Raw genomic sequence first — 23190 nt, 5'->3', positions numbered from 1 at the left:
GCCGCTCAAGGACAGGATCCGGAACGGTCGAAGCGTTCTGAGGGGAAATCTTCAGCGTTTCTTCGCCACCGCAACCGTTGCGTGTTGAAGCGGAGCCGCGGTTCTCTTATCGTCGCCGCGATTTCGGGGGAATTCGGCATGCCTTTCCTGATCGCTATCCTTGGCTTGCTCGGAGCGGCCGCCATCTGGTGGTACCGGCTGAAATACATGAGCGACGCGGCGCGTGAGGTTGCCGACGTCGTCGGACGTGTTCAGGGCAACATGCGCCGCAAGAAATTGCGCAACCAGGCCGCGCTGTCACCGCTGACGGCGATCGACGATCCGGTGGTGGCCGCGGCGACACTGATCACCGCGATCGTTTCGGAACACGGCCCGGTCCTGCCGCAGCGCGAGGCGGTCATCCGCGAGGTGATCTCGCAGATCGCCGACAGTCAAAAGAAGACCGATGAGGCCGTGGTCTACGCCAAATGGGCGACCTCGCAGGTCGACGACACGACGATCGTCATCGACAAGCTGGCGCCGTTCCTGCGCGAGCGCCTCGATCCGCACGAGCGGGACGATCTGCTCAGGATGCTGAACCGTGTCGCGCAGCAGGGCGGCGAGCAGAGCCTCAAGATCGCCGACCAGCGGATGCTGAGGCTGCGGCAGAAGCTGGGTTTCGAGGTGAACTAAGTTTCTCTGCGTCACAAGGGGTCAGGTCGCCGGCCTCGGCGATTGACGCGAAACGCCTCTCGCATCGTCATACTAGGGCGGAGCAAGGAGCGAAGCGACGCGCGCAGACTCTAGGATCCATGCCGTGACGCTAAGGCGTTGCAACGGTTAAGAATTCTGCTCCGCTGCGCCCTTCGGCAACCGTCACGGCATGGATCCTCGGGTCAAGCCCGAGGATGACGAAGGCCGCGCGTCAGGGCGCTACAGTGTTCAGATCGCCTCGCCCTTCAACAGCCGTGGAGTATCCCCCGACAGGCCCGAGGCCTGGCGGATGAAGAAGTCCTTGAGCCTCGGCATGCGCTCGACGAGGCCAAGGCCCAGGTCGCGCACGGCGCGCAGCGGGCCTATGTCGTTGGAGAAGAGCCGGTTCAAAACGTCGGTGGTGACGCCCATCTGCAGCGTGTCGAAGCGGCGCCACTGCTGGTAGCGCTCGAGCACGTCGAGGGCGCCGATGTCCTGGCCGAGCCGATCGGCCTCGACCACGACTTCGGCCAATGCCGCGACATCCTTGAAGCCGAGATTGAGGCCCTGGCCGGCGATCGGGTGGATGCCGTGGGCGGCGTCGCCGGCGAGCGCGATGCGGGGCGCGACGAAGGCGCGGGCGAGCGTCAGGCCAAGCGGCCAGGCGCGCGGCTTGTCGGCAACGCGGATCTCGCCGAGCTTCAGGCCGAAGCGCTGCTCCAGATCGTGTTCGAAGACGAACTCGTCGCCCTCGACCAGCGCCTGTGCGTCTTGCGTGCGCTCCACCCAGACGATCGACGAGCGGTTGGTGCCATCCTTGTCCGGCTTCAGCGGCAGCGTGGCGAAGGGGCCCGCCGGCAGAAAATGTTCTTCGGCGCGGCCGTTGTGCGGACGCTCATGCGCCACCGTGCAGACGATGCCGGACTGGCCGTATTCCCATTTGACGGTCTTGATGCCGGCCATGTCGCGCAGCCTGGAGTTGACGCCATCGGCGGCAATCAGCAGCCGCGCCTTCAGCGTCGCGCCGTCGGCAAGATGCACCGTGATGCCGGCGCCGTTGGTATCGAAGGCGCTGACGGCCATGCCTTCGATGATATCGATGCCGAGCTTCGCGGCGCGCCGCCGCAGCGCGCCGTTGAGGTCGCGGTTGGCGACCATGTGGGCGAAGGGCTCGCCGGGCGCCACCTCGCCGTCGAAGGTCAAGAACACCGGGCGCACCGGGTCGGCAGCGCGCGAGTCGGTGATGATCATTTCGGTGATCGCCTGTGCTTCCGGCGCGATCTCTCGCCAGACGCCGAGCTGTTCCAGCATGCGGCTGGCGGCCGCCGCGATGGCCGAGGCACGGCCGTCGCGCTGCCAGGCGCCTGCAGGGGCGGCGTCGACGATGGCGATGGCGAGGCCGGGCCGTGCCTGCTTCAGCGACACGGCGGCGGTGAGGCCGACATAGCCTGCGCCGGCGATGAGCACGTCGAGCGGCGCCTCGCGGTTTCCATTGGTCCCTGTTGCATCCGGCTTGCGGTCGACCATGGCATCATCCTTTCGCGGCTTCGGCCGGCTGCCGTCTGCGGCCTTGACTGCATGCGCGTCCTGTCCGAAACCGGCCATGGCACATCTTTGAAGGATTTCAAACATGACAGCGGCCATGGACGAGCTTCTCGACATTCTCGACCTCGAGCAGCTCGAACACAATCTGTATCGTGGTCGCAGCCCCAAGGTCGACTGGCAACGCGTCTTCGGCGGCCAGACCATCGCCCAGGCGCTGGTAGCCGCGCAGCGCACCGTGGAGCCGGAACGCCACGTGCATTCGCTGCACGGCTATTTCATGCGGCCGGGCGACACCAAGCTGCCGATCGTCTACGAGGTCGATCGCATCCGCGACGGCGGCTCCTTCACCACGCGCCGTGTGGTGGCGATCCAGCATGGCCAGGCGATCTTCTCGCTGGAGGCTTCATTCCAGCAGGATGAGGTGGGCCTCGAACACCAGCTGCCGATGCCGCGCGATGTGCCGGCGCCCGACACGCTGCTGTCCCAGCGCGAGCTGCTGGGCAAGTTCGGCGAGGCGGTGCCGGAAGGCATCAGGCGCTATTGGGAGCGCGACCGGCCGATCGAGATGAAACCGGTGATGCTGAAGCACTACACAAGCCGCGAGAAGCTGGAGCCTGAGCAGAATATCTGGATCCGCACCACCGGCCCGGTGCCGGAAAACCGCGCCATCCAGGCAGCGGTGCTTGCTTATCTCTCGGACATGACGCTGCTTGACACCTCGACCTTCGCGCATGGCCGCGCCATCTTCGACCGCGACATCCAGGCGGCCAGCCTCGACCACGCCATGTGGTTCCACCGCAGCCATTCGCTGGACGACTGGATCCTCTACAATCAGGACAGTCCGTCGACGCAAGGCTCGCGCGGCTTCACGCGCGGTTCGCTGTTCGCGCGGGATGGCACGCTCATCGCCTCGGTCGCCCAGGAAGGCCTTATCCGTCTCAAACGCTGAGCCCGCTTCTGGTCAAAGCCTGCTAAGTAGGCATTTCCGAATTTTTGCCTATTTTTTAAGCAGATAGCTCGATGCGTTTGCGCACAAACAATGTGCGTGGGCCGTCCGTTCCCTTTATTTACAACAGGTTAACACCCTGCTTCGGCAATTGGCACGGAGCTTGAATCCTATTGGGCACTCTCCGGCTCTCCTCGGGATCGGTGAAGGTGTGCAAACGCGGGGGACCGCAACAGCAAAGGGTGAAACCTTATGAAAATCGTGATGGCAATCATCAAGCCGTTCAAGCTCGACGAGGTGCGCGAAGCGCTCACCGCCGTCGGCATCCAGGGCCTGACCGTCACCGAAGTCAAAGGCTACGGGCGTCAGAAGGGACACACGGAAATCTATCGCGGCGCGGAATACGCGGTCAGCTTCCTGCCCAAGATCAAGATCGAGGTCGCGGTCGGGGCCGACCTGGTCGACAAGGCCGTCGAAGCCATCACTTCGGCCGCCAAGACCGGCCAGATCGGCGACGGCAAGATCTTCGTCTTCGGCATCGACCAGGCGGTGCGCATCCGCACCGGCGAAACAGACACCGACGCGCTCTGAGCGGCGACCAGAAATTCCAACGGAGAGTTCAATGAATATTCCTTCCACCTTCAAGACGACGGGACGCGCGGCCGCTTCGCTCGCGCTCCTGGCCATGAGCACCGTCGCCGCCATCGCGCAGGAAGCCGCCCCGGCAGCCACCGCCGCGGCGCCGGCCGCGCCGGCGCCCGCGCTCGACACCGGCAACACCGCCTGGATGCTGACCTCGACGGCGCTGGTGCTGATGATGACCATCCCGGGCCTGGCGCTGTTCTACGGCGGCATGGTGCGCAAGAAGAACGTGCTCGCCACCATCATGCAGAGCTTCGCCATCACCTGCCTGGTGACGGTGCTGTGGTTCATGTTCGGCTATTCGCTGGCCTTCACCACCAACGATTCCGCCGGCCTGAACAACTATATCGGCGGCTTCTCGCGCTTCTTCCATCACGGCATCACGGTCTCGACCCTTTGGCTGCCGGGCGTGGCGAACATTCCTGAATTCGTTTTCTCGATGTTCCAGATGACCTTCGCCATCATCACGCCGGCGCTGATTGCCGGCGCCTTCGCCGAGCGCATGAAATTCTCGGCGCTGCTCCTCTTCATGGGCCTGTGGCTGGTCTTCGTCTACGCGCCGATCGCGCACTGGGTGTGGGGCGGCGGCTTCCTGGCCGCGGCCGGCGTTCTCGACTTCGCCGGCGGCACGGTCGTCCACATCAACGCCGGTGTCGCGGGCCTGGTCTGCGCACTCGTTCTCGGCAAGCGCGAGGGCTACGGCACCACCAACATGGCGCCGCATAACCTCGTCTATTCGGTGATCGGCGCCTCGCTGCTGTGGGTCGGCTGGTTCGGCTTCAACGCCGGTTCGGAACTGGCGGCCGACGGCCTCGCCGGCGCCGCGATGATGAACACGCAGGTCGCCACCGCCGCGGCGGCGCTGGCCTGGATGTTCGCCGAATGGATCGTCGCCAAGAAGCCTTCGGTGCTCGGCATCATCTCGGGCGCTGTCGCGGGCCTCGTCGCGGTGACGCCGGCCTCCGGCTTCGTCAACCCGACCGGCGCCTTCATCGTCGGCATCCTCGCCGGCGTCATCTGCTACCTCTCGGCGGTCAAGCTCAAGCATGCGCTCGGCTATGACGACTCGCTCGATGCCTTCGGCGTGCATGGTATCGGCGGCATCGTCGGCGCCCTGCTCACCGGCGCGCTCGCCGATCCGGCCATCAACGCGCTCGGCAAGGACGCTTCGATCGGCAAGCAGCTCTACGGCATCGCCTTCACCATCCTGTGGACGGCGATCGCCACCTTCGTGATCCTCTACATCGTCAAGGCGCTGGTCGGCCTGCGTCCGTCCACCCAGGAAGAGGTCGAAGGCCTCGACGTCACTCAGCACGGCGAAGTGGTGCCGTAAGGAAGCTTCTCTGGCTTGACGCAATTCCGGACGGAAAACCGTTTCACACTTTTCCTGGAATTGCGTCGGCCAAGGGCCGGCGGATCCTCCTCCCGCCGGCCCGGATTTTCCCTCCCAAGATCCCGTCGTGATGCTCTCAAAAGGGGCTCACGCCTTGAGGCCCGGAACGACCTTCCGGGCCTCCCTTTTTGTCAGGCTGCTGCCCATGCAGGCTTTCGATCACAGTCACTTGATCGCGCCGGCATGAAACGTTGGCCCCGTGGTTTCGTACCTGGATTGCGACCGCCACCGTGGCGCTCGCCAGACAGAGGGAAGGAAACACCTGATGAACATCAAGAACATCTTCCTGGGAGCAATGGCGCTTTCGATGGTCAGCGGCGTTGCACTTGCCGGTGCTCTCGATGAGCCTGACAACATGGCCCCGTTCTTCACCGATTCCAGCATGAAGACCATGAAGCCCGAGGCCGACTTCAAGGCCGCCTGGGCTTCGACGGCGAAGGACAAGCAGGACATGATGATGAAGGAGTGCCAGGACGCGGCGATGAGCAAGCCTCACGCCGAATTCTGCGCCAACCTGATGGCATATGCCGGTCACAAGTGATGTGCCGAAGGTCGGGTCCGCACGGGCCCGATCGTTTCGACGTTTCAAGCAAAGGATGGCGGGCCGCAAGGCCGGCCATCTTTGTTGGAGATGAAGCTCGGTAAAGGGCCATGGTTAATGCGGCCTTAACCTTCCCCCCGATAGTCTGGCGTTCGAATCTGCCGAGGTGCGCCATGCGCCCGGCCAGGCAACGATTACGGGGAAGAGGCATGCGTTCAGGCGCTTCAGCACCGCTCGCGCTGACCGATACGGGGCACGGCATCCAGGCATTCGCGCGGCGCCAGGTCGGGCGGCTGGTCGGCGCCGGGCTGTTCCTGTTCACCGCCTTCGGCATCGCAGCTTTAGCCACATGGAACGTGGCCGATCCGAGCTTCTCACACGCCACCAGCAATGTCGTCACCAACGCCATGGGCTATGTCGGCGCGGTGTTCTCCGACCTCGCCATGCAGTTCTTCGGCCTTGCCGCCGTCGCCGGCCTGGTGCCGGCGGTGATCTGGGGCTTTCTTTTGTTTTCCGCGCGCGGCGTCGACAAATTGCCGAAGCGCGGCTTTGCCTGGTTCGGCTTCGCGCTGACTGCCGCGGCGATCGCCGGCTGCGTGACGCCGCCCAACACCTGGCCGCTGCCCACCGGCCTCGGCGGCGTGTTCGGCGACATGGTGCTGAAGATTCCCGGCATCGCCGTCGGCGGTTACCCGAAAGGGCTTTTCGCCAGCATCATCGCGGTCATCCTCGCGGCGCCGATGTTGTGGCTGTTCGCCTATGGCTCGGCGCTGATCGCACGCAAGAACGGTTTTGCAGTCATGGAGCGCGCCGCCCGGCCCGATCCGCGCGAGCAGGACGAGATGCTGTTCGACGAGGACGAGGACGAAGGCGACGAGGGCATACTCGCGCTCGGTGCCATCACCCATTGGTGGCTGTCGTTCCGCGCCTGGATGCATCGCCGCGCCGCGCGCCGCAAGCAGGAGCGCGACGAGTTCGAACCGCCGATGGAACCGAAGGCCAGCGCCTGGCGGCGCGCCGCCGAGCGGGTCGAATCGGCCGAGTTTGCCGAGGCCCGCATGAGCCCCGGCGGCCGCGCCCGCGTCGAACCGGAATTCTTCGCCGCCATGGTCAATGACCGAAGTGCTTCGGTCGATCCGGTCGATGAAGACATTTTTGGCGACGACGAGGACGTCGACCTTGACGACTTCGATGACGAGCAGCCCATGCAGCGCCGCGCCGCGCCAACCAGGGTGCAGAATTTCCGTTCCGACGCGGCGACCCGCGTCGCGGCGCCGGCGGCGCGCCCCGTGCCGGGCGCCCGCATCCAGCGCGAGGCGCAGACCTCGCTGATCGGTTCCGACACGTTCGAGATGCCGTCGCTGCATTTCCTGTCGGAGCCGAAGAATGTCGCAAAGGACCCAAGCCTGTCGAAGGACGCGCTGGAGCAGAATGCGCGCCTGCTCGAAGGCGTGCTGGAGGATTTCGGCGTCAAGGGCGAGATCATCCATGTCCGCCCCGGTCCGGTCGTCACGCTTTACGAGCTGGAGCCGGCGCCCGGCATCAAATCCTCGCGCGTCATCGGCCTTTCCGACGACATCGCCCGCTCGATGAGCGCGATCGCCTGCCGCGTCGCCGTCGTTCCCGGCCGCAACGCCATCGGCATCGAGCTGCCCAACGCCAAGCGCGAGACGGTCTATCTGCGCGAGATCATGGCCAGCCGCGACTTCGAGACGACCAAGGCGAAGCTGGCGCTGGCGCTTGGCAAGACCATCAACGGCGAAGCCGTCATCGTCGACATCGCCAAGATGCCGCACGTGCTGGTCGCCGGCACCACCGGCTCGGGCAAGTCGGTCGCCATCAACACCATGATCCTTTCGCTGCTCTATCGGCTGACGCCGCAGGAATGCCGGCTGATCATGATCGACCCGAAGATGCTCGAACTTTCCGTCTATGACGGCATCCCGCATCTGCTTACGCCCGTCGTTACCGATCCGAAGAAGGCGGTGGTGGCGCTGAAATGGACGGTGCGCGAGATGGAGGACCGCTACCGCAAGATGTCCAAGGTCGGCGTGCGAAACATCGACGGCTTCAATGCGCGCGTCCAACAGGCCGAGAAGAAGGGGGAAAAAATCTCGCGCACGGTGCAGACCGGCTTCGACCGCCAGACCGGCGAGGCGATCTACGAGACCGAGAATCTCGATCTCGAGCCGATGCCCTATATCGTGGTCATCATCGACGAGATGGCCGACCTGATGATGGTGGCCGGCAAGGACATCGAAGGCGCGGTGCAACGCCTGGCGCAGATGGCGCGCGCTGCGGGCATCCATGTCATCATGGCCACGCAACGTCCCTCGGTCGACGTCATCACCGGCACCATCAAGGCCAATTTCCCGACCCGCATCTCGTTCCAGGTGACGTCGAAGATCGACAGCCGCACCATCCTGGGCGAGCAAGGCGCCGAGCAGCTGCTCGGCATGGGCGACATGCTCTACATGGCCGGCGGCGGCCGCATCCAGCGCGTCCACGGCCCGTTCGTCTCGGACGACGAGGTCGAGAGGATCGTCGGGCATCTGAAGCTGCAGGGCGTGCCGGAATATCTCGACGCCATCACCGAGGACGACGAGGAAGACGACGAGGACGGTCCGTCGGGCAAGGCCGGGTCCGGCGGCGGTGGCGGCGGCAATTTCGAGGATTCCGACGATCCCTACGACCAGGCGGTGGCAGTGGTGCTGCGCGACGGCAAGGCTTCGACCAGCTACATCCAGCGCCGGCTGGGCATCGGCTACAACCGCGCCGCCTCGATCATCGAGAAGATGGAGAAGGAAGGCATTGTCGGCCCGGCCAACCATGCCGGCAAACGCGAGATTTTGGTGCCGACGGAGGACGACAAATTCTAGGGTTTATCGATATTCAGGTGACATCGATCTCGACAAATCCTTGACCCGGCGCGAGGCGTCAACTCGGGTCGGCAGGCAACCGGAAATCGTCTGGCGCGTTTGTGCGACGGGCTGTCGCCCGCGCCAAACTTAAGCCCTACTGGGAGTCCAGATACTGCCACCACACGAATCACAGGAAGTGACCGGCATGAAGACCCAGATCGAATTCGCCCTCACCCGCCGCCAGGTTCTCGGCCTCGGCCTGATGCTTGGCGGAGCTGCCGCTCTCAACCTCGTGCCGGGTTACCAGCTTGTGGCCGCCGCGCAGGCCGCCGTGCCGCCGGCGGCGCAGAAGATCGCCGACCATTTCTCCTCGGTGAGGTCGATGAGCGGCGAGTTCGTCCAGTTCGGCCCGAAGGGCGAGCAGACCGGTGGCAAGTTCTTCCTCGAACGGCCAGGCAAGATCCGCTTCAATTATGACGGCTCCTCGAACTTCCGGGTGATCTCCGACGGCAAGTCGGTGGTGATCCTCAACAAGAAGCTCAACACCTCCGACCTCTACCCGCTGTCGAAGACGCCGTTGAAATTGCTGCTCGACGAGCGGATCGACCTCTCCGGCGGGCGCGTCAAGGCCGTCAAGGAAGAGGACGACCTCACCACCATCAAGCTCTCCGACAAGTCGGTCTTCGGCAATGCGATGATCACCATGATGTTCGATCCGAAGACCTACGAGCTGCGCCAGTGGACGATCACCGACGCGCAGGGCAAGGACACGACGGTGATGATCTTCAACGTCAAGGAAGGCGGCAGTTTCCCAGCCGACACTTTCGCGATCGACTATACGGCGAACCGCGAGCTGAATACCAAGACGCGATAAGCCTTCGTCCGCTTCGGATTTCTCCTGGGTAAGCTGGCGCCGCCCCTCATCTGGCTGCCGCCATCTTCTCCCCGTGAACGGCGTGAACGGGGAGAAGGGACGCTGTCATGGCGGCCTTCGCCAACCACCGACGTCGCAGCTGCTGCGGGTGGACCGGGCATTGAGGGGCGGCGCTGACCTCCGGGATATAGCCTGGCTTGTCTTTACGGCGCGCGGCTGGCACTAGATCGGCGATCTGTTGCCGGACCTCGCCGCATGCCCTTCACCATCGCCACCTGGAACATCAACTCCGTGCGCCTGCGCATGCCGATCGTCGAGCGGCTCCTGAAAGAGCATGCACCCGACGTGCTGTGCCTGCAGGAGACCAAGGTTCCCGACGAGCTCTTCCCGGAAAAGGCCTTCCGCAAGGCGGGCTACGAGCACATTCTGTTCCACGGCCAGAAGGGCTATCATGGCGTCGCCACCGTCGCACGCCGGCCGATCGAGCTGGTCGAAAAGCGGCGTTTCTGCGAGATCGAGGACAGCCGGCATCTGTCGGTCAGGGTGCAGGCGGGCGGCAAGTCGGTGCTGGTGCATAATTTCTACGTGCCGGCCGGCGGCGACGAGCCGGATCCGGAAATCAATCGCAAATTCAGGCACAAGCTCGATTTCGTCCATGAGATGAACGGCATGCCGGCGAGCCAGGACGGGGTATCCGCGTCGATCCTGGTCGGCGACTTGAACATCGCGCCGCAGGAGCATGACGTCTGGTCGCACAAGCAATTGCTCAACGTCGTCAGCCACACGCCGGTCGAGACGGAAAACTTCGAGGCTATGCGCAGAAGCGGCGGCTGGGTCGACCTGATGCGGCTCAACGTGCCGGCCGAGCAGAAGCTCTACACCTGGTGGAGCTATCGCGCGAGAGACTGGGAAGCTTCCAATCGCGGCCGCCGCCTCGACCATGTCTGGTCGTCCGCCAACCTGGTGCCGGATTTCACCGGCTACGACATCCTGCAGGCAGCGCGCGGCTGGGAAAAGCCGTCGGATCACGTGCCGGTGATTGCGCGGTTCGATCTGGATTGACGCCAGGCGGCGGTGGGGAAAGGGGCAGCTGTCCTTCGAAGGCGCTCCCTGGCCGACGCCTAACCGCTCACCCCGAAAACCTCGGCGCCAGCTCCTCGATGCGGGCGATCATCTGCTGGAATTCCTCCAGGATGCGCTCATGCAACAGCACCGCGATCTCCGGATATTCTTCCAGGATTCGGTGGAACATCTTGCGGCTCAATCGGATCACTTCCGAGTCGACCGCGGCCGAGGCGCTGGTCAGCCGGTTGGTATCGGCGATCAGCGCCAGTTCGCTCAGCATGGTGCCTGGGCCTGCCGTACCGATCGGGACGCGTTCACCGCCTAGCTCCCGATAGAGTGCGATCAAGCCGCTGACCACGATATAGGCAGAGTCAGCGACGTCGTCCTCGCGGTAGAGCTTATGGTCGGCCTGCAGCACGGTGGTCTCGGCGCCGAAGGCGAGCAGGCGCAGCTGTTCCTGCGTGAAGCCCTGGAAAAGCTTTACGCTGGACAGGATGTGGATGTCGTCATCCAGCGCCATCCTAGCTGTGTCCCCGAGCGGTCAGTCCAGTCCCTCCTTTGGAGCGGCGCGTTCTTATGGGACGCGCAAGAAACGCTCCAACACTTGCAGCCTGCACACCGTGCCAGGCATCCATCGAGCCGATCCGTCACCCTCCAGCACCAGGATCGTACCCGAAGCGGTCCCGCCCCGACCGCCCTGTCTGCTTGTTTGGCGCAATTCCGGACGGAAAACCGCCTCACACTTTCCTGGAATTGCTCTAGATCATGAAATGTTTAAGGAACCAGCTTGTAGCCGCCGCTTTCTGTCACAAGAATTTCGGCATTGGAAGGATCGCGCTCGATCTTCTGGCGCAACCGGTAGACATGGGTCTCCAGCGTGTGCGTGGTGACGCCGGAATTGTAGCCCCATACCTCTTCCAAAAGCACGTCGCGCGTCACCACTTTCTGGTCGGCGCGATAGAGATATTTGATGATCGAGGCTTCCTTCTCGGTCAGCCGCACCTTGGCGCCGCGCGGATCGATCAGCAGTTTCTGGCTGGGCTTGAACGTATAGGGGCCGACCGAGAAGGTCGCATCCTCGCTCTGCTCATGCTGGCGAAGCTGGGCGCGGATGCGCGCCAAAAGCACGGCGAAGCGGAAGGGCTTGGTCACATAATCGTTGGCGCCGGCCTCCAGACCCAGAATCGTGTCGGAATCGGTGTCGTGGCCGGTCAGCATGATGATCGGCGCCTTGTAGCCGCCCTTGCGCAGGATTTTCACCGCCTCGCGGCCGTCCATGTCGGGCAGGCCGACATCCATGATGAGCAGATCGACAACGCCGCCGCGCGCCGCGGCGACGCCTTTTGCGGCGGTCGATTCCTGCTGGACGTCGAACTCTTCGTAAAGCGCCAGCTGCTCCACCAGGGTGGCACGCAGGTCGTCGTCGTCATCAACGATCAGAATGGTGCGAGATGTCATGGATCAATCCGTTGTTTTAAAAAGAATATTCAGTTGACCTCCCCCCATTTATGCGGAAGCTCACCGGCGCAACAGCCGATCACAGTGATTTGTTCCGTGACCCAATCATACAAGAAAAAACGCGCGCGCAATGAGGCGGGCGCATTTTTGCCGAAAGCCCTAAGTGTTTTGGTCGTGCGGGCACGCCCCGGCAACCCTGCGCAAGGGTTCCTGCAAGCCGGCAAAACGGTGTTTCCCTGCGCACTGGGGCGCGGCGGCATCCTAGCCAACAAGCATGAAGGGGATGGCGCGACGCCGTTGGCGTCGATGCGCATCCTGTCGGGCTATTTCCGCAACGATCATTTTCCGGGCGGGCGCAGGACAAGGGTGCCGATGGCCCCGATCGGTCCGGATCTCGGCTGGTGCGAGGTGCCGGATGACCGCAATTACAATCGGCCGGTGAAGATTCCCTATGGCGCGAGCCATGAGCGGATGCGGCGCGACGACCGGCTCTACGATGTCTGCCTGGTGCTCGACTGGAACATCGCGCCGCGCCGTCGCGGGCGCGGCAGCGCGATCTTCTTCCATCTTGCACGGCCGGGCTTCACGCCGACGCAAGGCTGCGTGGCGGTGACGGCGCGGACCATGGCAAGGCTGCTTCCGTTGTTGTCGGACAGGACGGTGGTGAAGGTGGTGAGGTAGGGGAGTAGGGGAGTAGGGAGTAGGGAGTAGGGGAAACATCAGTTCCGTAGTCGTGCGTTCGCCGCCAAGTGCCCTACTCCCTACTGCCTCTTTCCAGATTGCTGCCAACCGGTGCCCAGAAGCCCGATCTCGCGCAGATCCCGGTCCATCGCCTTGGCGATGTCGCGGCGCTCGCCGCCTATATCGCGCAACTGGTGGTCCGAAAGATCCTCGACCGATTCGAGCGGAAGCCGGGCCGCGACACGCGCTTGGCGCAGCCAGTCGAATGTTGCCTGCAGCCAGTTCGGCAGGGATGATTTCAGGGCGGTGTGAGACTTCAAAACGATCTCAGACATGGCGCTATCCGTGTTCTCCGGATATCAAATCCGGTTTGATGGTGTTTCGATGAAGCCATCATGCCGGATTGAAAAACAAACGGGAAACGAGTAGTTCTTTCCTGATCATCAAGTTTTATTTGGAGATCGCATGTCCAAGCTGCTGCCCGGGACGCGTGCGCTGAGGACGTTCGAAGCGGCTGCCAGGCATCTCAACTTCACCCGCGCCGCCGACGAGCTAGGCCTGACGCCGGCGGCGGTCAGCCACCAGATCAAGGAAATCGAGGATCAGCTCGATTTGGTGCTGTTCACGCGCACCAGCCGCACCATCCGGCTGACGGAAGCGGGCAACGTGCTTCACGACGCGTCAATCGATGCGCTCGACCTGTTGAACCGCGCCGTCAGCCGCGCTCGCAAGTTGACGCGCGGAACCTCATTGCTGAAAGTGACGCTCGACGCCCAGTTCGCAACAAAGTGGCTGATGCGGCGCGTCGACGATTTCCGCCAGCAGAAGCCCGGTATCGAGCTGCGCTTCGACATTACCTACGACGTCAGGGATTTCGAGCGCGACGATGTCGATATCGGCATCCGCTTCGGCGCCGGCAAATATCCGGGGCTTTGCGCGCACAGGCTGTTCGAAAACATCATCATTCCCGTATGCAGCCCGGCGTTGCTGGCGTCAGGTCCGCCGTTGAAAGAGCCGCGCGATCTGTTCAACCATACGCTTGCGCATATCGAATGGTCGCGGCAGGGCGTGACCTGGCCGAACTGGAGCATGTGGATGCACGCGGCCGGCGTCGACGATTTCGACGACAGCCGCACGCTGGTGTTCGGATCTTCGACAGACGCCACGCAGGCGGCGCTCGACGGCAATGCCGTCGCGCTCGCCGACTTTGCCATGGTCGCCAACGATCTTTCGCAGGGGCGCCTGGTGCGGCCCTTCGAGCTCGGCATCAAGGTCGCGCCCGAATTCGCCTATTTCCTGGTCTATCCCGAGGCCGCAAAGGATGACGCGCGCATCGTCGCCTTCCGCGAATGGCTGCTGGACGAAGTGGCGAAGACGCCGACCTGAGAAGGCCTTCAGCCCGCCGGCGCGGCCGGCGCGCCGAACCAGCCGATCACCGCCCCGATGATCAGCATGACGCCCAGCCAGTGGCCGGCATCGATCAGCGTCAGCGCCCAGCCGAAGCCTTGATAACGGTGGTTGGCGGTCAGCGTGGTGGCGATGAAGCCGAGCCAGAGCACGAAGCCGAACAGCAGCCCAGCGATCGGGTTCGGCTCGCCGCCGGTTATCGCGCCCACCACCAGCGTCAGGACAAGCGCCATGACCAGTTCGGCGATGAAGCTGACGATGAAGGGAACGGCCGAGCGCTTCATGGTGGCCGGGTCGAGCCTGGCTGCGTTCATCCAGGGCTTGCTCAAGCCCATGTACCAGACGGCGCCGAACAACCATGCGACGACGGCGGCGACGATCACCGCCAGCCAGTTCACGACCGAAAAATCCATGCTTTTCCCCTCCAAATCGAAATGCGATGGAACGCTTGTTCGCTCATCGCGTCAAGCAAGGCGCCAGACGGTCGTGCGCTTGACCTCGGCGTCTTCCAGCACCCGCGTCACCGGGACCTGGTAGACGGCAAGCGACTGCAGTCCGGTCCTGGGGAGGTAGGCGCGGCCGGGGTCGCCGACGAGGATCTCGGCGCCGCGCGCCCGCAAGCCCGCGAACCAGGGTTTGAGCCTGGCGGCGAACGCCTCGTCATAGAAGACGTCGCCGGCAAGCACGACATCCCAGCCGTCGTCGGAGCCGACACAATCCGTACCGAGGAATTCCGCGTTAACGGCGTTGGCTTCCAGGTTGAGCGCGATTGCCGTCTCGCAGAACGGATCGATATCGGCGGCGATCGCCTGCGCCGCGCCGGCCTTTGTCGCCGCGATGGCGACGAGGCCTGAACCGGACGCGAAATCGAGCACCCGCTTGCCGCGCACCGTTCCGGGGTTGTCGAGCACATAGCGGGCGAGGCCCTGGCCGCCGGCCCAGGCAAAGGCCCAGAAGGGCGGCGGCAGACCGATCTCGGCCAGCTCCTCCTCGGTGCGCAGCCACAGATCATGCGCCTCGTCGGCGAGATGCAGCAGCACTTCCGGCACATGCAGCGGCGCCATCAGCGCCGTGTTGTCGAGGATGAACTTTTTCGCGCTTCCTGGCGTGAGCTTCGTCACGGCGCCGGGTTGAGCTCGGCCATGCGGCAGACTTCTTTCCATTCGGCAGGCGTCACCGGCTGCACGGAAAGCCGGCCGAGCCGGACCAGCGCCATCTCGGCGAGCTTGGGATTGGCCTTGACCTGTTCCAGCGTCACCGGCTTCGGCACGTCCTTGAAGGCGCGGATGTCGACGCATTCCCAGCGCGGATCGTCGGTCGTGGTGTCGGGGTGCGCCAGCGCGCAGACCTCGGCGATACCGACGATGTCGAGACCTTCGTTGGAATGATAGAAGAAGCCGAGATCGCCGATCTGCATCGCCTTCATGTTGTTGCGGGCGGCGTAATTGCGCACGCCGTCCCACTGCGTGCCGGCCTTGCCTTTCGCCTTCAGCGCCTCGAAGGAAAAGACCGAGGGTTCGGACTTGAACAGCCAGTAGTTCATATCAGTTGTCCCATCGCATTATCGGATCGCCACGTACGGCGTTCTCGTCACCGCTACCCTTAGCCTGTCGCCGTGGCTGCGGCGAGAGGGCGCAGAGCGGCCGCGCCGCGAACGATCATTCGCCGGCGGGCTTCTGGAAGACCCAGTTCCATGCGCGGATTTCGACGCTCTCGAACAGGCCGGCCCTGGCATAGGGATCGGCGGCAGCCAGGGCTTGCGCCCCGGCCATGTCCGGCGCTTCGATCATCACCAGGCTGCCGTCCGGCTTGCCGTCGGCGCCGAGGAAGGGACCTGCAAAGGCAAGCCTGCCTTCGCCGATCAGGCCTTCCAGGAAAGCCGCATGCGCGGGCCGCGTGTCGACACGCAGCTGCAGGCTGCCCGGCTTGTCCTTGCAAATCAACGCAAACAGCATGTTTTCAAACTCCGGCGGTTCAGATGTCGGTTTCGGTCTTGAGCGGCCGCGTCATCAGCGCGGTCACGGCCTGGCCGATGGTCACCTTGCCATCGAGGATGGCGGCGACGGCGGAAATGATCGGTGCCTCGATTTGGCGCTCGGCGGCGATGCGGGCGGCAATGCCAGCCGTCGGCACGCCCTCGGCCAGAGGCAGGCCGGCAAGCGGCTTGCCCTGGCCGAGCGCCAGGCCATAGGCGAAGTTGCGCGACTGCGCCGAGGAACAGGTGAGCAAGAGGTCACCGAGGCCGGAAAGTCCCATCAGCGTCTCCGGCTTGGCGCCGAAGGCGGCGCCGATGCGGCGCAACTCGACGAAGCCGCGCGTCACCATGGCGGCCTGGGCGCTGGCGCCGAGCCCGGCGCCGGTGACGGCGCCGGCGGCGATGGCGAAGACGTTCTTCAGCGCGCCGCCGATCTCGACGCCGATCAGGTCATCGCTGGAATAGCAGCGCAGGTTTTGCGCCGAAAAGCGGGCGGCAAGCCCGGCCGCCAATTCCGCCTCGCGAGCGGCAACCACCACGGCGGTCGGCAGGCCGCGCGCGACATCGCTGGCGAAGCTCGGACCGGACAGCGCGGCCACGGGATTGTCCGGCAGGCTTTCGGCGACGATCGCCGACAGCAGCGCGCCGGTGTCGCGCTCGATGCCCTTGGCGCAGAGCACCAGCGGCACACCCTGAGGCACATGGTTTCGAGCGGTGGCCAGGACGGCGCGCAGCGACTGTGCCGGCGTTACGGCCAGCACGCAGTCCGCGCCGTCGAGTGCCGCGGCAATATCGCCGGTGGCCGCGATGCCGGACGCGATCTTGATGCCGGGCAGATAGCGCGGATTCTCGCCCCTGGCGATGGCGGCGACGGTTTCGGCGTCGCGCGCATAAAGCCGGACATCATGGCCGGCACGCAGCATGGCCAGCGCCAGCGCCGTGCCCCAGGCGCCGCCGCCCAGCACCGCAATGCGCCAGCCGCGGCCCGATTTCTTGTCGCTCGTTCCCTTCGCAGTCATGCCTTGGCACCGCGCCGGCCCGAGCCGACCAGGGGCGTGGAAACGCCGTCGAGCGGCCAGCGCGAACGCGGCACGAAGTCGGCGGTGTTTTCGCCGGCGATGCCGGCGCGCAGCCGCTCGATGCCGGCCCAGGCGATCATCGCGGCATTGTCGGTGCAGAGTTTTTGCGGCGGCGCGACAAAGGCGAAGCCGGCTTGGGAACAAAGCGCTTCAAGCGTTGCCTTGATCGTGCGGTTGGCGGCAACGCCGCCGGCAACAACCAGCGCCGGCTTTGCCTGGTTGGGGAATTCCTGGCGGAAGCGGCCAAGGGCGCGGCCGACACGGTCGCCCAGCGCGTCGGCCACCGCCGCCTGGAAGGAGGCGCAGATGTCGGCGACGTCCTGGTCGCTCAGCGGGGCAATCGCCGTCGCCGCCTGGCGCACCGCCGTCTTCAGCCCGGAGAAGGAGAAATCCGGCTGCGCCGAGCCTTTCATCGGACGCGGGAAGGCAAAGCGGCGGGCATCGCCGCTGGCCGCCGCCTTCTCGACATTCGGTCCGCCGGGATAGGGCAGGCCAAGCATCTTGGCCGTCTTGTCGAAGGCTTCGCCGAGCGCATCGTCGATGGTGGTCGCCCAGCGCTGGTAATCGCCGACGCCGCGCACCGCCACGATCTGGGTGTGGCCACCGGAGACGAGCAGGAGAAGATAGGGAAAGTCGAGACCGTCGGTCAGCCGCGCCGTCAGCGCGTGGCCTTCGAGGTGGTTGATAGCGATCAGCGGCTTGTTGGCGGCGGCGGCGATCGCCTTGGCCGTCATCAACCCGACGATCAGGCCGCCGACCAGGCCCGGCCCCGCGGTCGCGGCGATCGCGTCGACCTCGTCCAGCGACACGGCCGAATCGGCCAGCGCGGCTTCGACGATGCCATCCAGCGCCTCGACATGGGCACGCGCGGCAATCTCGGGCACGACGCCGCCAAAAGCGGCATGTTCCTCGATCTGGCTCAGCACAATATTGGACAGGATTTCGGGCGCGGCGGTTCCGTCCAGCGCCACCACGCTGGCCGCCGTCTCGTCGCAGCTCGTCTCAATGCCCAGAACGCGGATCAATTGGTCGCTGTCCATGAAGATTGTGTCGCCGGAGGTCTATCGATATTCAGGTGATGCCGGCCTGCAAATGGCGGGTTCCTGGGCTTCCGGTGCTCACGTACTTCAAGTACGCTCCGCTCCGGTTCTCAGAACCCACCATTTTCGGCCCGGCCTGACCTGAATCTCGGCAGACCTCGCTTGCCGGGGGTTATCACGGACCGCGCGCCATGCAAACTTTGAAAATCGGAACACGCGGCAGCCCGCTGGCACTAGCCCAGGCGCATGAGACGCGCGCGCGGCTCATGCAGGCGCATGGCCTGCCCGAGCAGGCGTTCGAAGTGGTGGCCATCTCGACCAGCGGTGACCGCATCCAGGACCGGCCGCTTTCGGAAGCCGGCGGCAAGGGCCTGTTCACCAAGGAAATCGAGGAAGCGCTGCTCGACGGCCGTATCGACATCGCCGTGCATTCGTCGAAGGACATGCCGACGGTGCTGCCCGACGGATTGGAGCTTATCACTTTCCTGCCGCGCGAGGACGCGCGCGACGCTTTCATCGGCAAGCGGGTGAAGCGGCTCGCCGACCTGCCGCATGGCGCGACGGTCGGATCGTCATCGCTGCGTCGCCAGGCGCTGATCCGCCGGATGCGGCCGGATTTCGAGGTGGTGATGTTCCGCGGCAATGTGCAGACGAGGCTGCGCAAGCTGGACGAAGGCGTCGCCGAGGGCACCATCCTCGCCTATGCCGGGCTGAAGCGGCTCGGGCTGGAAAATGTCGTCACCGACCTGATGCCGCTGGACGCTTTCCCGCCGGCTCCGGGACAAGGCGCGATCGGCATCGAATCCCGCGTCGGCGACCGTGATGTCGAGAAAATGCTGGCGGCGATCCATCACGTGCCGACGGGCCAGGCCTTGGCCTGCGAGCGCGCCTTCCTCGCGGCGCTCGACGGCTCGTGCCGCACGCCGATCGCCGGCCATGCGACGATATCGGGCGAGAAACTTTACTTTGCCGGGCTGATCATCTCGCCTGACGGCACGGAATCGCACGAGGTGCGGCTGGAAGGCGAGGCCGCGGACGCGGCGGAAATAGGCCTGGAGGCCGCGCGGACGGTGCGCGCCAGGGCCGGCGCGAAATTCTTCGACGGCTGGGCCTGACATGGTCCGCATCCTGGTGACGAGGCCGGAGCCTGGCGCGTCGCGCACGGCACGACGCCTTGAAGCCGAGGGATTTCAGCCTGTCCTGCTGCCGCTGACCGAAACCAGCGCATTGCCGGTCGAGGCGGCCATCGGCGCCGATGCCGTCGCGGTCACTGTTACCAGCGCCAATGCGGTGCGTCATACATCGAAGGAAATGATCGCGGCGCTTGTGAGCCTGCCTTGCCACGCGGTTGGAAAAAGAACGGCCGAGGCCTGCCGCGCGGCGGGATTTTTATCCGTCACGGAAGGTCCTGGCGATGCCGAAGCGCTGGTTGACGCCATCGCCGGCGGCCTCGCCGGCAAAGCGATCGTCTTTTTGTGCGGCCGCGTTCGCTTCCCGGTGTTCGAGCAGCGGCTGGCGATGGCGGGGGTGCAAGTCCAGGCGATCGAGACCTACGACACGGCCGGGATCGACTATGACGATGCCGACGTGCTTGCCCGGTTGTCGAACCTGCCGGTCGAGGCAGCGCTGCTTTATTCGGCCAAGGCCAGCGCGGCATTGGTCGGCCTGATAGCACGACCAGCCCTGCGGCATGTCTTTGAAAATGCGGAATTTTTGGCACTTTCGGGGCGCGTTGCCGAGCCGCTGGACGGGGTTGTCCGTCAAACGATCCGCATCGCGTCGCGGCCCGAGGAAGATGCCTTGCTGGCGCTTTTGTCGCTGCCGGGCTGAGCCGCGTCATCACACCGCCCCTTTTCACCGCTTGGTGATGTGCTAGAGCATCTCCTGGACCCTTTGAACCATCCACAAGCCAGTTCGCGGAGCCCAAAGCATGGTCAAGACGCCGAAGATGCGACATTCGAAGACCCGGCGCGAGCCGGTGACCATCGAACTCGAGCCCGGCGCCGTGTCGCGAATCACCGACGAGGATGCCGCCAAGGCCGAGGCCAGCAAGGCCGATGCCAATGTCGGTCAGACCGACGAGGCGAAGGCGGAAGAAGCCGTCGCCGCTTCGCAGCCGGAAGCTCCGGAAGAGCCGATCCATGCCGAGCAGGCCGATATCGAGCCATGGGAACACAGCGACGCCGCGCAGGCGGCGGCTGCTAAGTCCGAGGCCGGCAAGGACGAGCCGGAGGCGCCGTATCCCAGCGGTTCCGACGCACCGAAAAGCCAGCCCAAGGGCTTCGAATATAATTTCGAGGACGCGTCCGCGGCCGGCGCCTCGACATCGAAGTCAAACGAGACACGAAGCGAGGATCGCGTGCCGCAACCATCGCGCAAAGCCGGTGTCAACGCCATCGCCGCCGGCGTGATCGGCGGCGTGATCGCGCTTGCCGGCGCCGGCCTGCTGCAGGCGGTCGGCCTGCTTGGCGCGCCGGGGTCGAACGGCGGATCGCTCGATGGCGTCAATGGCGAAATCGCTTCGCTGAAGAGCGAGGTCGCGGCGTTGAAGGAAGGCGGCGACACCGGCGCCGCTGCCAAGGTCGACGGTCTTTCGTCGGCGCTCGAGCAGGTCAAAACCGATATCGCGACACTGAAATCCTCGGCAGGGCAAGGCGGCGACGGCACGGCGCTGAAGGCGCTCGGCGACAAGGTCGGCCAGATCGAGACGGCCGTTGCCGACCTGCAGAAGAACGGTAGCGCGGCACCCGTCGATCTCGGTCCGCTCAACGAGAAGCTGGCCGGGCTCGACGCGCTTTTGAAATCGGCCGGCGACGCGGCCAAGGCCGCAGACGGCCGGGTGGCGGCGCTGGAGCAGTCCGTGTCGCAGCTTTCGGGCAAGGTCGAGGCACAGGCCTCGCAGCCCAAGATCGCGCTGGCGATCGCCGCATCGGCGCTGAAGGCGGCGCTCGATCGCGGCGCGCCGTTTGCCACCGAGCTCGACACGTTCGCGGCCATCGCGCCGGATGCGCCCGAGCTCGCGGCGCTGCGGTCCTATGCCGAGAAGGGTGTGCCGACCCGCGCCACCATCGCTTCGGAGGTGGGTGCCGCCGCCAATGCCATGGCCGAGGCGGCAACGCCTGTCGACCAGAACGCCGGTTTCTTCCAGAGCCTGGTGTCGAGCGCGAAATCGCTGGTTCAGGTGCGGCCGGTCGGCGCTATCGAGGGCAAGGGGGCGCCCGAAACCGTGGCGCGCATCGAAGTTGCGGTCAATCAGGGCGATTACGCCAAGGCGCTCAGCGAATATGACACGCTGCCCGATGCCGCGAAGGCTGCCGGCGCCGATTTTGCCGGCAAACTGAAGGCGCGGCTGGAGGTCGAAAAGCAACTTGAAGCGCTGATTGCCGGCGCGACGAAGGCGTGAGGACCACAAGATGATCCGCATCCTCGTCTTTCTCGCCGTCGTCTTCGCGCTCGGGCTGGGCTTCGCATGGCTGGCCGATCGTCCGGGCGAGATGCTCGTCACCTTCAACGGCTATCAGTACCAGGTCACGCTGATGGTGGCGGCGGTGGCGATTGTCGCCGTGGTCGCCGCGGTAATGATCGTCTGGTGGATGATCAAGTCGCTGTGGAACAGCCCGTACACGATCTCGCGCTATTTCCGGGTGCGCCGCCGCGACCGCGGCTACCAGGCGCTGTCGACCGGCATGATCGCCGCCGGCGCCGGCGACGGCGCGCTGGCGCGCAAGAAGACCAAGGAAGCGGCAAAGCTGATCAGCTCCGACCAGGAGCCTCTCATCAACCTGCTCGACGCGCAGGCCTCGCTGCTCGAAGGCGACCATGAAGGCGCGCGCGAGAAATTCGAGCGCATGCTCGACGATCCGGAAATGCGGCTGCTCGGCCTGCGCGGGCTCTATCTGGAGGCCGAGCGCCTCGGCGACCGCAATGCCGCTCGCCACTATGCGGGCCGCGCCGCGGCGGTTGCGCCGCAGCTCGCGTGGGCAGCGGAATCGACGCTCGAGGAATTGACCGAACGCGGCGACTGGGACGGCGCGCTGAAGCTGGTCGAGGCGCAGAAATCGACGCGGCAGATCGAGCGCGATGTCGCCAACCGCCGCCGCGCCGTGCTGCTGACGGCCAAGGCGCAGGCGCTGGTCGACAGCGACCCGAACGCGGCCCGCACAGCGGCGCTCGAAGCCAACAAGCTGGCGCCCGATTTCGCGCCGGCGGCGGTCATCGCCGCCGACATGGTTTTTCGGCAAAACGACGTGCGCAAGGGCTCCAAGATCCTTGAGGCCGCCTGGAAGGCGGAGCCGCATCCCGACATCGCCGAGCTCTACACCCATGCCAGGTCGGGCGACGCCGTGCTCGACCGCCTCAATCGGGCGAAGAAGCTGCAGGAATGGAAGAAGAACCACGCCGAGTCGTCCATGGCCGTGGCGCGCGCGGCGCTCGACGCGCAAGATTTCGCCACCGCCCGCCGCGAAGCGGAGGCCGCGATCCGCATGGATCGCCGCGAGGGCGCCTATCTTCTGCTCGCCGATATCGAGGAGGCTGAGACCAGCGACCAGGGCAAGGTGCGGCAGCTGCTGTCGAAGGCGGTGCGCGCGCCGCGCGATCCGGCCTGGGTGGCGGACGGCGTCATCTCCGAGCGCTGGGCGCCGGTGTCGCCGATCACCGGCAAGCTCGACGCCTTCACCTGGCGCGCGCCGATGGAGCGGCTTGGCCAGCTGATTGACAGCGACGCCGATGGGCCGGTGCCGGCAATCGCGGCGCCGCCGGTAGAACCGATTGCCGAAAAGGCGATCGACATCGTTGCCGATGCACCCGCCGAGAAGCCGGCGCAGGCTGGTTCGAATGGCGGCGAGAAGGACATGGCGGTTGCCGAGCCGGCCGGCGAGACGGAAACAATCGGGCAGGGTTCGGAGCTGCCGCCCTTGCCGGACGATCCGGGTGTCGCGCCGGAAGACGAGGCGGAAAAATCGCCGCGCCGGTTTCGTTTGTTCTAAAGCTGTGTTCTGGGGCCGGGTTT

The 23190-nt window shown here is 65.2% G+C and carries 24 protein-coding genes; 14 read left to right on the top strand and 10 right to left on the bottom strand.

Going from position 1 to position 23190, the window contains the following annotated elements; translation table 11 throughout:
* Positions 1–138 precede the first annotated feature (138 nt).
* Positions 139–672, top strand: a complete 534-nt coding sequence (locus RFM98_RS12535) for a hypothetical protein (RefSeq protein WP_320309155.1) — start codon at positions 139–141, stop codon at positions 670–672.
* 249 nt (positions 673–921) lie between these two features.
* Here the strand turns inward: RFM98_RS12535 and RFM98_RS12530 are convergent, their stop codons facing one another.
* Complete coding sequence (locus RFM98_RS12530; RefSeq protein WP_320309287.1) at positions 922–2199, bottom strand: ubiquinone biosynthesis hydroxylase; 1278 nt, start codon at positions 2197–2199, stop codon at positions 922–924.
* Positions 2200–2302: 103 nt separating this feature from the next.
* Here RFM98_RS12530 and tesB point away from each other — a divergent pair, with 103 nt between their 5' ends.
* From tesB to xth, 7 genes are all read left to right on the top strand, one after another.
* On the top strand, positions 2303–3166 hold the full coding sequence (gene tesB, locus RFM98_RS12525; RefSeq protein ID WP_320215683.1) for an acyl-CoA thioesterase II: 864 nt from the start codon (positions 2303–2305) through the stop codon (positions 3164–3166).
* 249 nt (positions 3167–3415) lie between these two features.
* Positions 3416–3754: a P-II family nitrogen regulator gene (locus RFM98_RS12520; protein ID WP_127865987.1), complete on the top strand. Its 339-nt coding sequence runs from the start codon at positions 3416–3418 to the stop codon at positions 3752–3754.
* A 94-nt stretch (positions 3755–3848) separates the two neighbouring features.
* Positions 3849–5138 (top strand): ammonium transporter, encoded by a 1290-nt coding sequence (locus RFM98_RS12515; RefSeq protein WP_320309286.1) that lies wholly within the window; start codon positions 3849–3851, stop codon positions 5136–5138.
* 325 nt (positions 5139–5463) lie between these two features.
* Complete coding sequence (locus RFM98_RS12510; protein WP_320309154.1) at positions 5464–5739, top strand: hypothetical protein; 276 nt, start codon at positions 5464–5466, stop codon at positions 5737–5739.
* Between the two features lie 209 nt (positions 5740–5948).
* Positions 5949–8618, top strand: a complete 2670-nt coding sequence (locus tag RFM98_RS12505; protein WP_320309153.1) for a DNA translocase FtsK — start codon at positions 5949–5951, stop codon at positions 8616–8618.
* A 187-nt stretch (positions 8619–8805) separates the two neighbouring features.
* A complete protein-coding gene (locus tag RFM98_RS12500) occupies positions 8806–9474 on the top strand; it encodes an outer-membrane lipoprotein carrier protein LolA (RefSeq protein WP_320309152.1) in 669 nt (222 codons plus the stop codon).
* Between the two features lie 255 nt (positions 9475–9729).
* The gene (gene xth / locus RFM98_RS12495) at positions 9730–10536 is read left to right on the top strand and encodes an exodeoxyribonuclease III (protein ID WP_320309151.1); all 807 of its coding nucleotides are present in this window, start codon (positions 9730–9732) and stop codon (positions 10534–10536) included.
* A gap of 67 nt (positions 10537–10603) precedes the next feature.
* On the opposite strand, the gene RFM98_RS12490 is transcribed toward xth, so the two are convergent.
* The gene (locus RFM98_RS12490; RefSeq protein WP_320309150.1) at positions 10604–11059 is read right to left on the bottom strand and encodes a Crp/Fnr family transcriptional regulator; all 456 of its coding nucleotides are present in this window, start codon (positions 11057–11059) and stop codon (positions 10604–10606) included.
* 254 nt (positions 11060–11313) lie between these two features.
* Positions 11314–11997, bottom strand: a complete 684-nt coding sequence (locus tag RFM98_RS12485; RefSeq protein WP_040991447.1) for a response regulator transcription factor — start codon at positions 11995–11997, stop codon at positions 11314–11316.
* 174 nt (positions 11998–12171) lie between these two features.
* Between RFM98_RS12485 and RFM98_RS12480 the strand changes: the two genes are divergently transcribed.
* Positions 12172–12678, top strand: coding sequence for a L,D-transpeptidase family protein (locus RFM98_RS12480; RefSeq protein WP_320215689.1), 507 nt, complete (start codon positions 12172–12174; stop codon positions 12676–12678).
* A gap of 80 nt (positions 12679–12758) precedes the next feature.
* Here RFM98_RS12480 and RFM98_RS12475 read toward each other — a convergent pair whose 3' ends face one another.
* The gene (locus tag RFM98_RS12475) at positions 12759–13013 is read right to left on the bottom strand and encodes a hypothetical protein (RefSeq protein WP_320309149.1); all 255 of its coding nucleotides are present in this window, start codon (positions 13011–13013) and stop codon (positions 12759–12761) included.
* Between the two features lie 130 nt (positions 13014–13143).
* Between RFM98_RS12475 and gcvA the strand changes: the two genes are divergently transcribed.
* The gene (gcvA, locus tag RFM98_RS12470) at positions 13144–14064 is read left to right on the top strand and encodes a transcriptional regulator GcvA (protein ID WP_320309148.1); all 921 of its coding nucleotides are present in this window, start codon (positions 13144–13146) and stop codon (positions 14062–14064) included.
* A gap of 8 nt (positions 14065–14072) precedes the next feature.
* Here gcvA and RFM98_RS12465 read toward each other — a convergent pair whose 3' ends face one another.
* The 6 genes from RFM98_RS12465 to tsaD form a co-directional block, all read right to left on the bottom strand.
* Positions 14073–14498: a DUF1761 domain-containing protein gene (locus RFM98_RS12465; protein ID WP_320309147.1), complete on the bottom strand. Its 426-nt coding sequence runs from the start codon at positions 14496–14498 to the stop codon at positions 14073–14075.
* A gap of 51 nt (positions 14499–14549) precedes the next feature.
* Positions 14550–15206 carry a class I SAM-dependent methyltransferase gene (locus RFM98_RS12460; RefSeq protein WP_320309146.1) on the bottom strand — a complete coding sequence of 219 codons (657 nt, stop codon included), beginning with the start codon at positions 15204–15206 and terminating at the stop codon, positions 14550–14552.
* Complete coding sequence (locus tag RFM98_RS12455) at positions 15203–15628, bottom strand: EVE domain-containing protein (protein ID WP_040991460.1); 426 nt, start codon at positions 15626–15628, stop codon at positions 15203–15205. The genes RFM98_RS12460 and RFM98_RS12455 overlap by 4 nt, the downstream gene beginning before the upstream one ends.
* A 115-nt stretch (positions 15629–15743) precedes the next feature.
* Positions 15744–16040: a YciI-like protein gene (locus tag RFM98_RS12450; protein WP_320309145.1), complete on the bottom strand. Its 297-nt coding sequence runs from the start codon at positions 16038–16040 to the stop codon at positions 15744–15746.
* A 19-nt stretch (positions 16041–16059) separates the two neighbouring features.
* A complete protein-coding gene (locus RFM98_RS12445) occupies positions 16060–17079 on the bottom strand; it encodes an NAD(P)H-dependent glycerol-3-phosphate dehydrogenase (protein WP_320309144.1) in 1020 nt (339 codons plus the stop codon).
* Positions 17076–18161 (bottom strand): tRNA (adenosine(37)-N6)-threonylcarbamoyltransferase complex transferase subunit TsaD, encoded by a 1086-nt coding sequence (tsaD, locus tag RFM98_RS12440; protein ID WP_320309285.1) that lies wholly within the window; start codon positions 18159–18161, stop codon positions 17076–17078. The genes RFM98_RS12445 and tsaD overlap by 4 nt, the downstream gene beginning before the upstream one ends.
* Positions 18162–18370: 209 nt before the next feature.
* Between tsaD and hemC the strand changes: the two genes are divergently transcribed.
* The 4 genes from hemC (at position 18371) to RFM98_RS12420 (ending at position 23167) form a co-directional block, all read left to right on the top strand.
* Positions 18371–19294: a hydroxymethylbilane synthase gene (gene hemC, locus RFM98_RS12435; protein WP_320309143.1), complete on the top strand. Its 924-nt coding sequence runs from the start codon at positions 18371–18373 to the stop codon at positions 19292–19294.
* 1 nt (position 19295) lies between these two features.
* A complete protein-coding gene (locus tag RFM98_RS12430; RefSeq protein ID WP_320309142.1) occupies positions 19296–20009 on the top strand; it encodes a uroporphyrinogen-III synthase in 714 nt (237 codons plus the stop codon).
* A gap of 100 nt (positions 20010–20109) precedes the next feature.
* Positions 20110–21582 carry a COG4223 family protein gene (locus RFM98_RS12425; protein WP_320309141.1) on the top strand — a complete coding sequence of 491 codons (1473 nt, stop codon included), beginning with the start codon at positions 20110–20112 and terminating at the stop codon, positions 21580–21582.
* A 10-nt stretch (positions 21583–21592) separates the two neighbouring features.
* Positions 21593–23167: a heme biosynthesis protein HemY gene (locus RFM98_RS12420; protein WP_320309140.1), complete on the top strand. Its 1575-nt coding sequence runs from the start codon at positions 21593–21595 to the stop codon at positions 23165–23167.
* Positions 23168–23190 lie beyond the last annotated feature (23 nt).

Origin of the sequence: Mesorhizobium australafricanum (assembly GCF_033977265.1) — a bacterium.
Lineage (GTDB): Bacteria > Pseudomonadota > Alphaproteobacteria > Rhizobiales > Rhizobiaceae > Mesorhizobium > Mesorhizobium australafricanum.
This window is presented reverse-complemented; position numbering and strand designations above follow the sequence as displayed.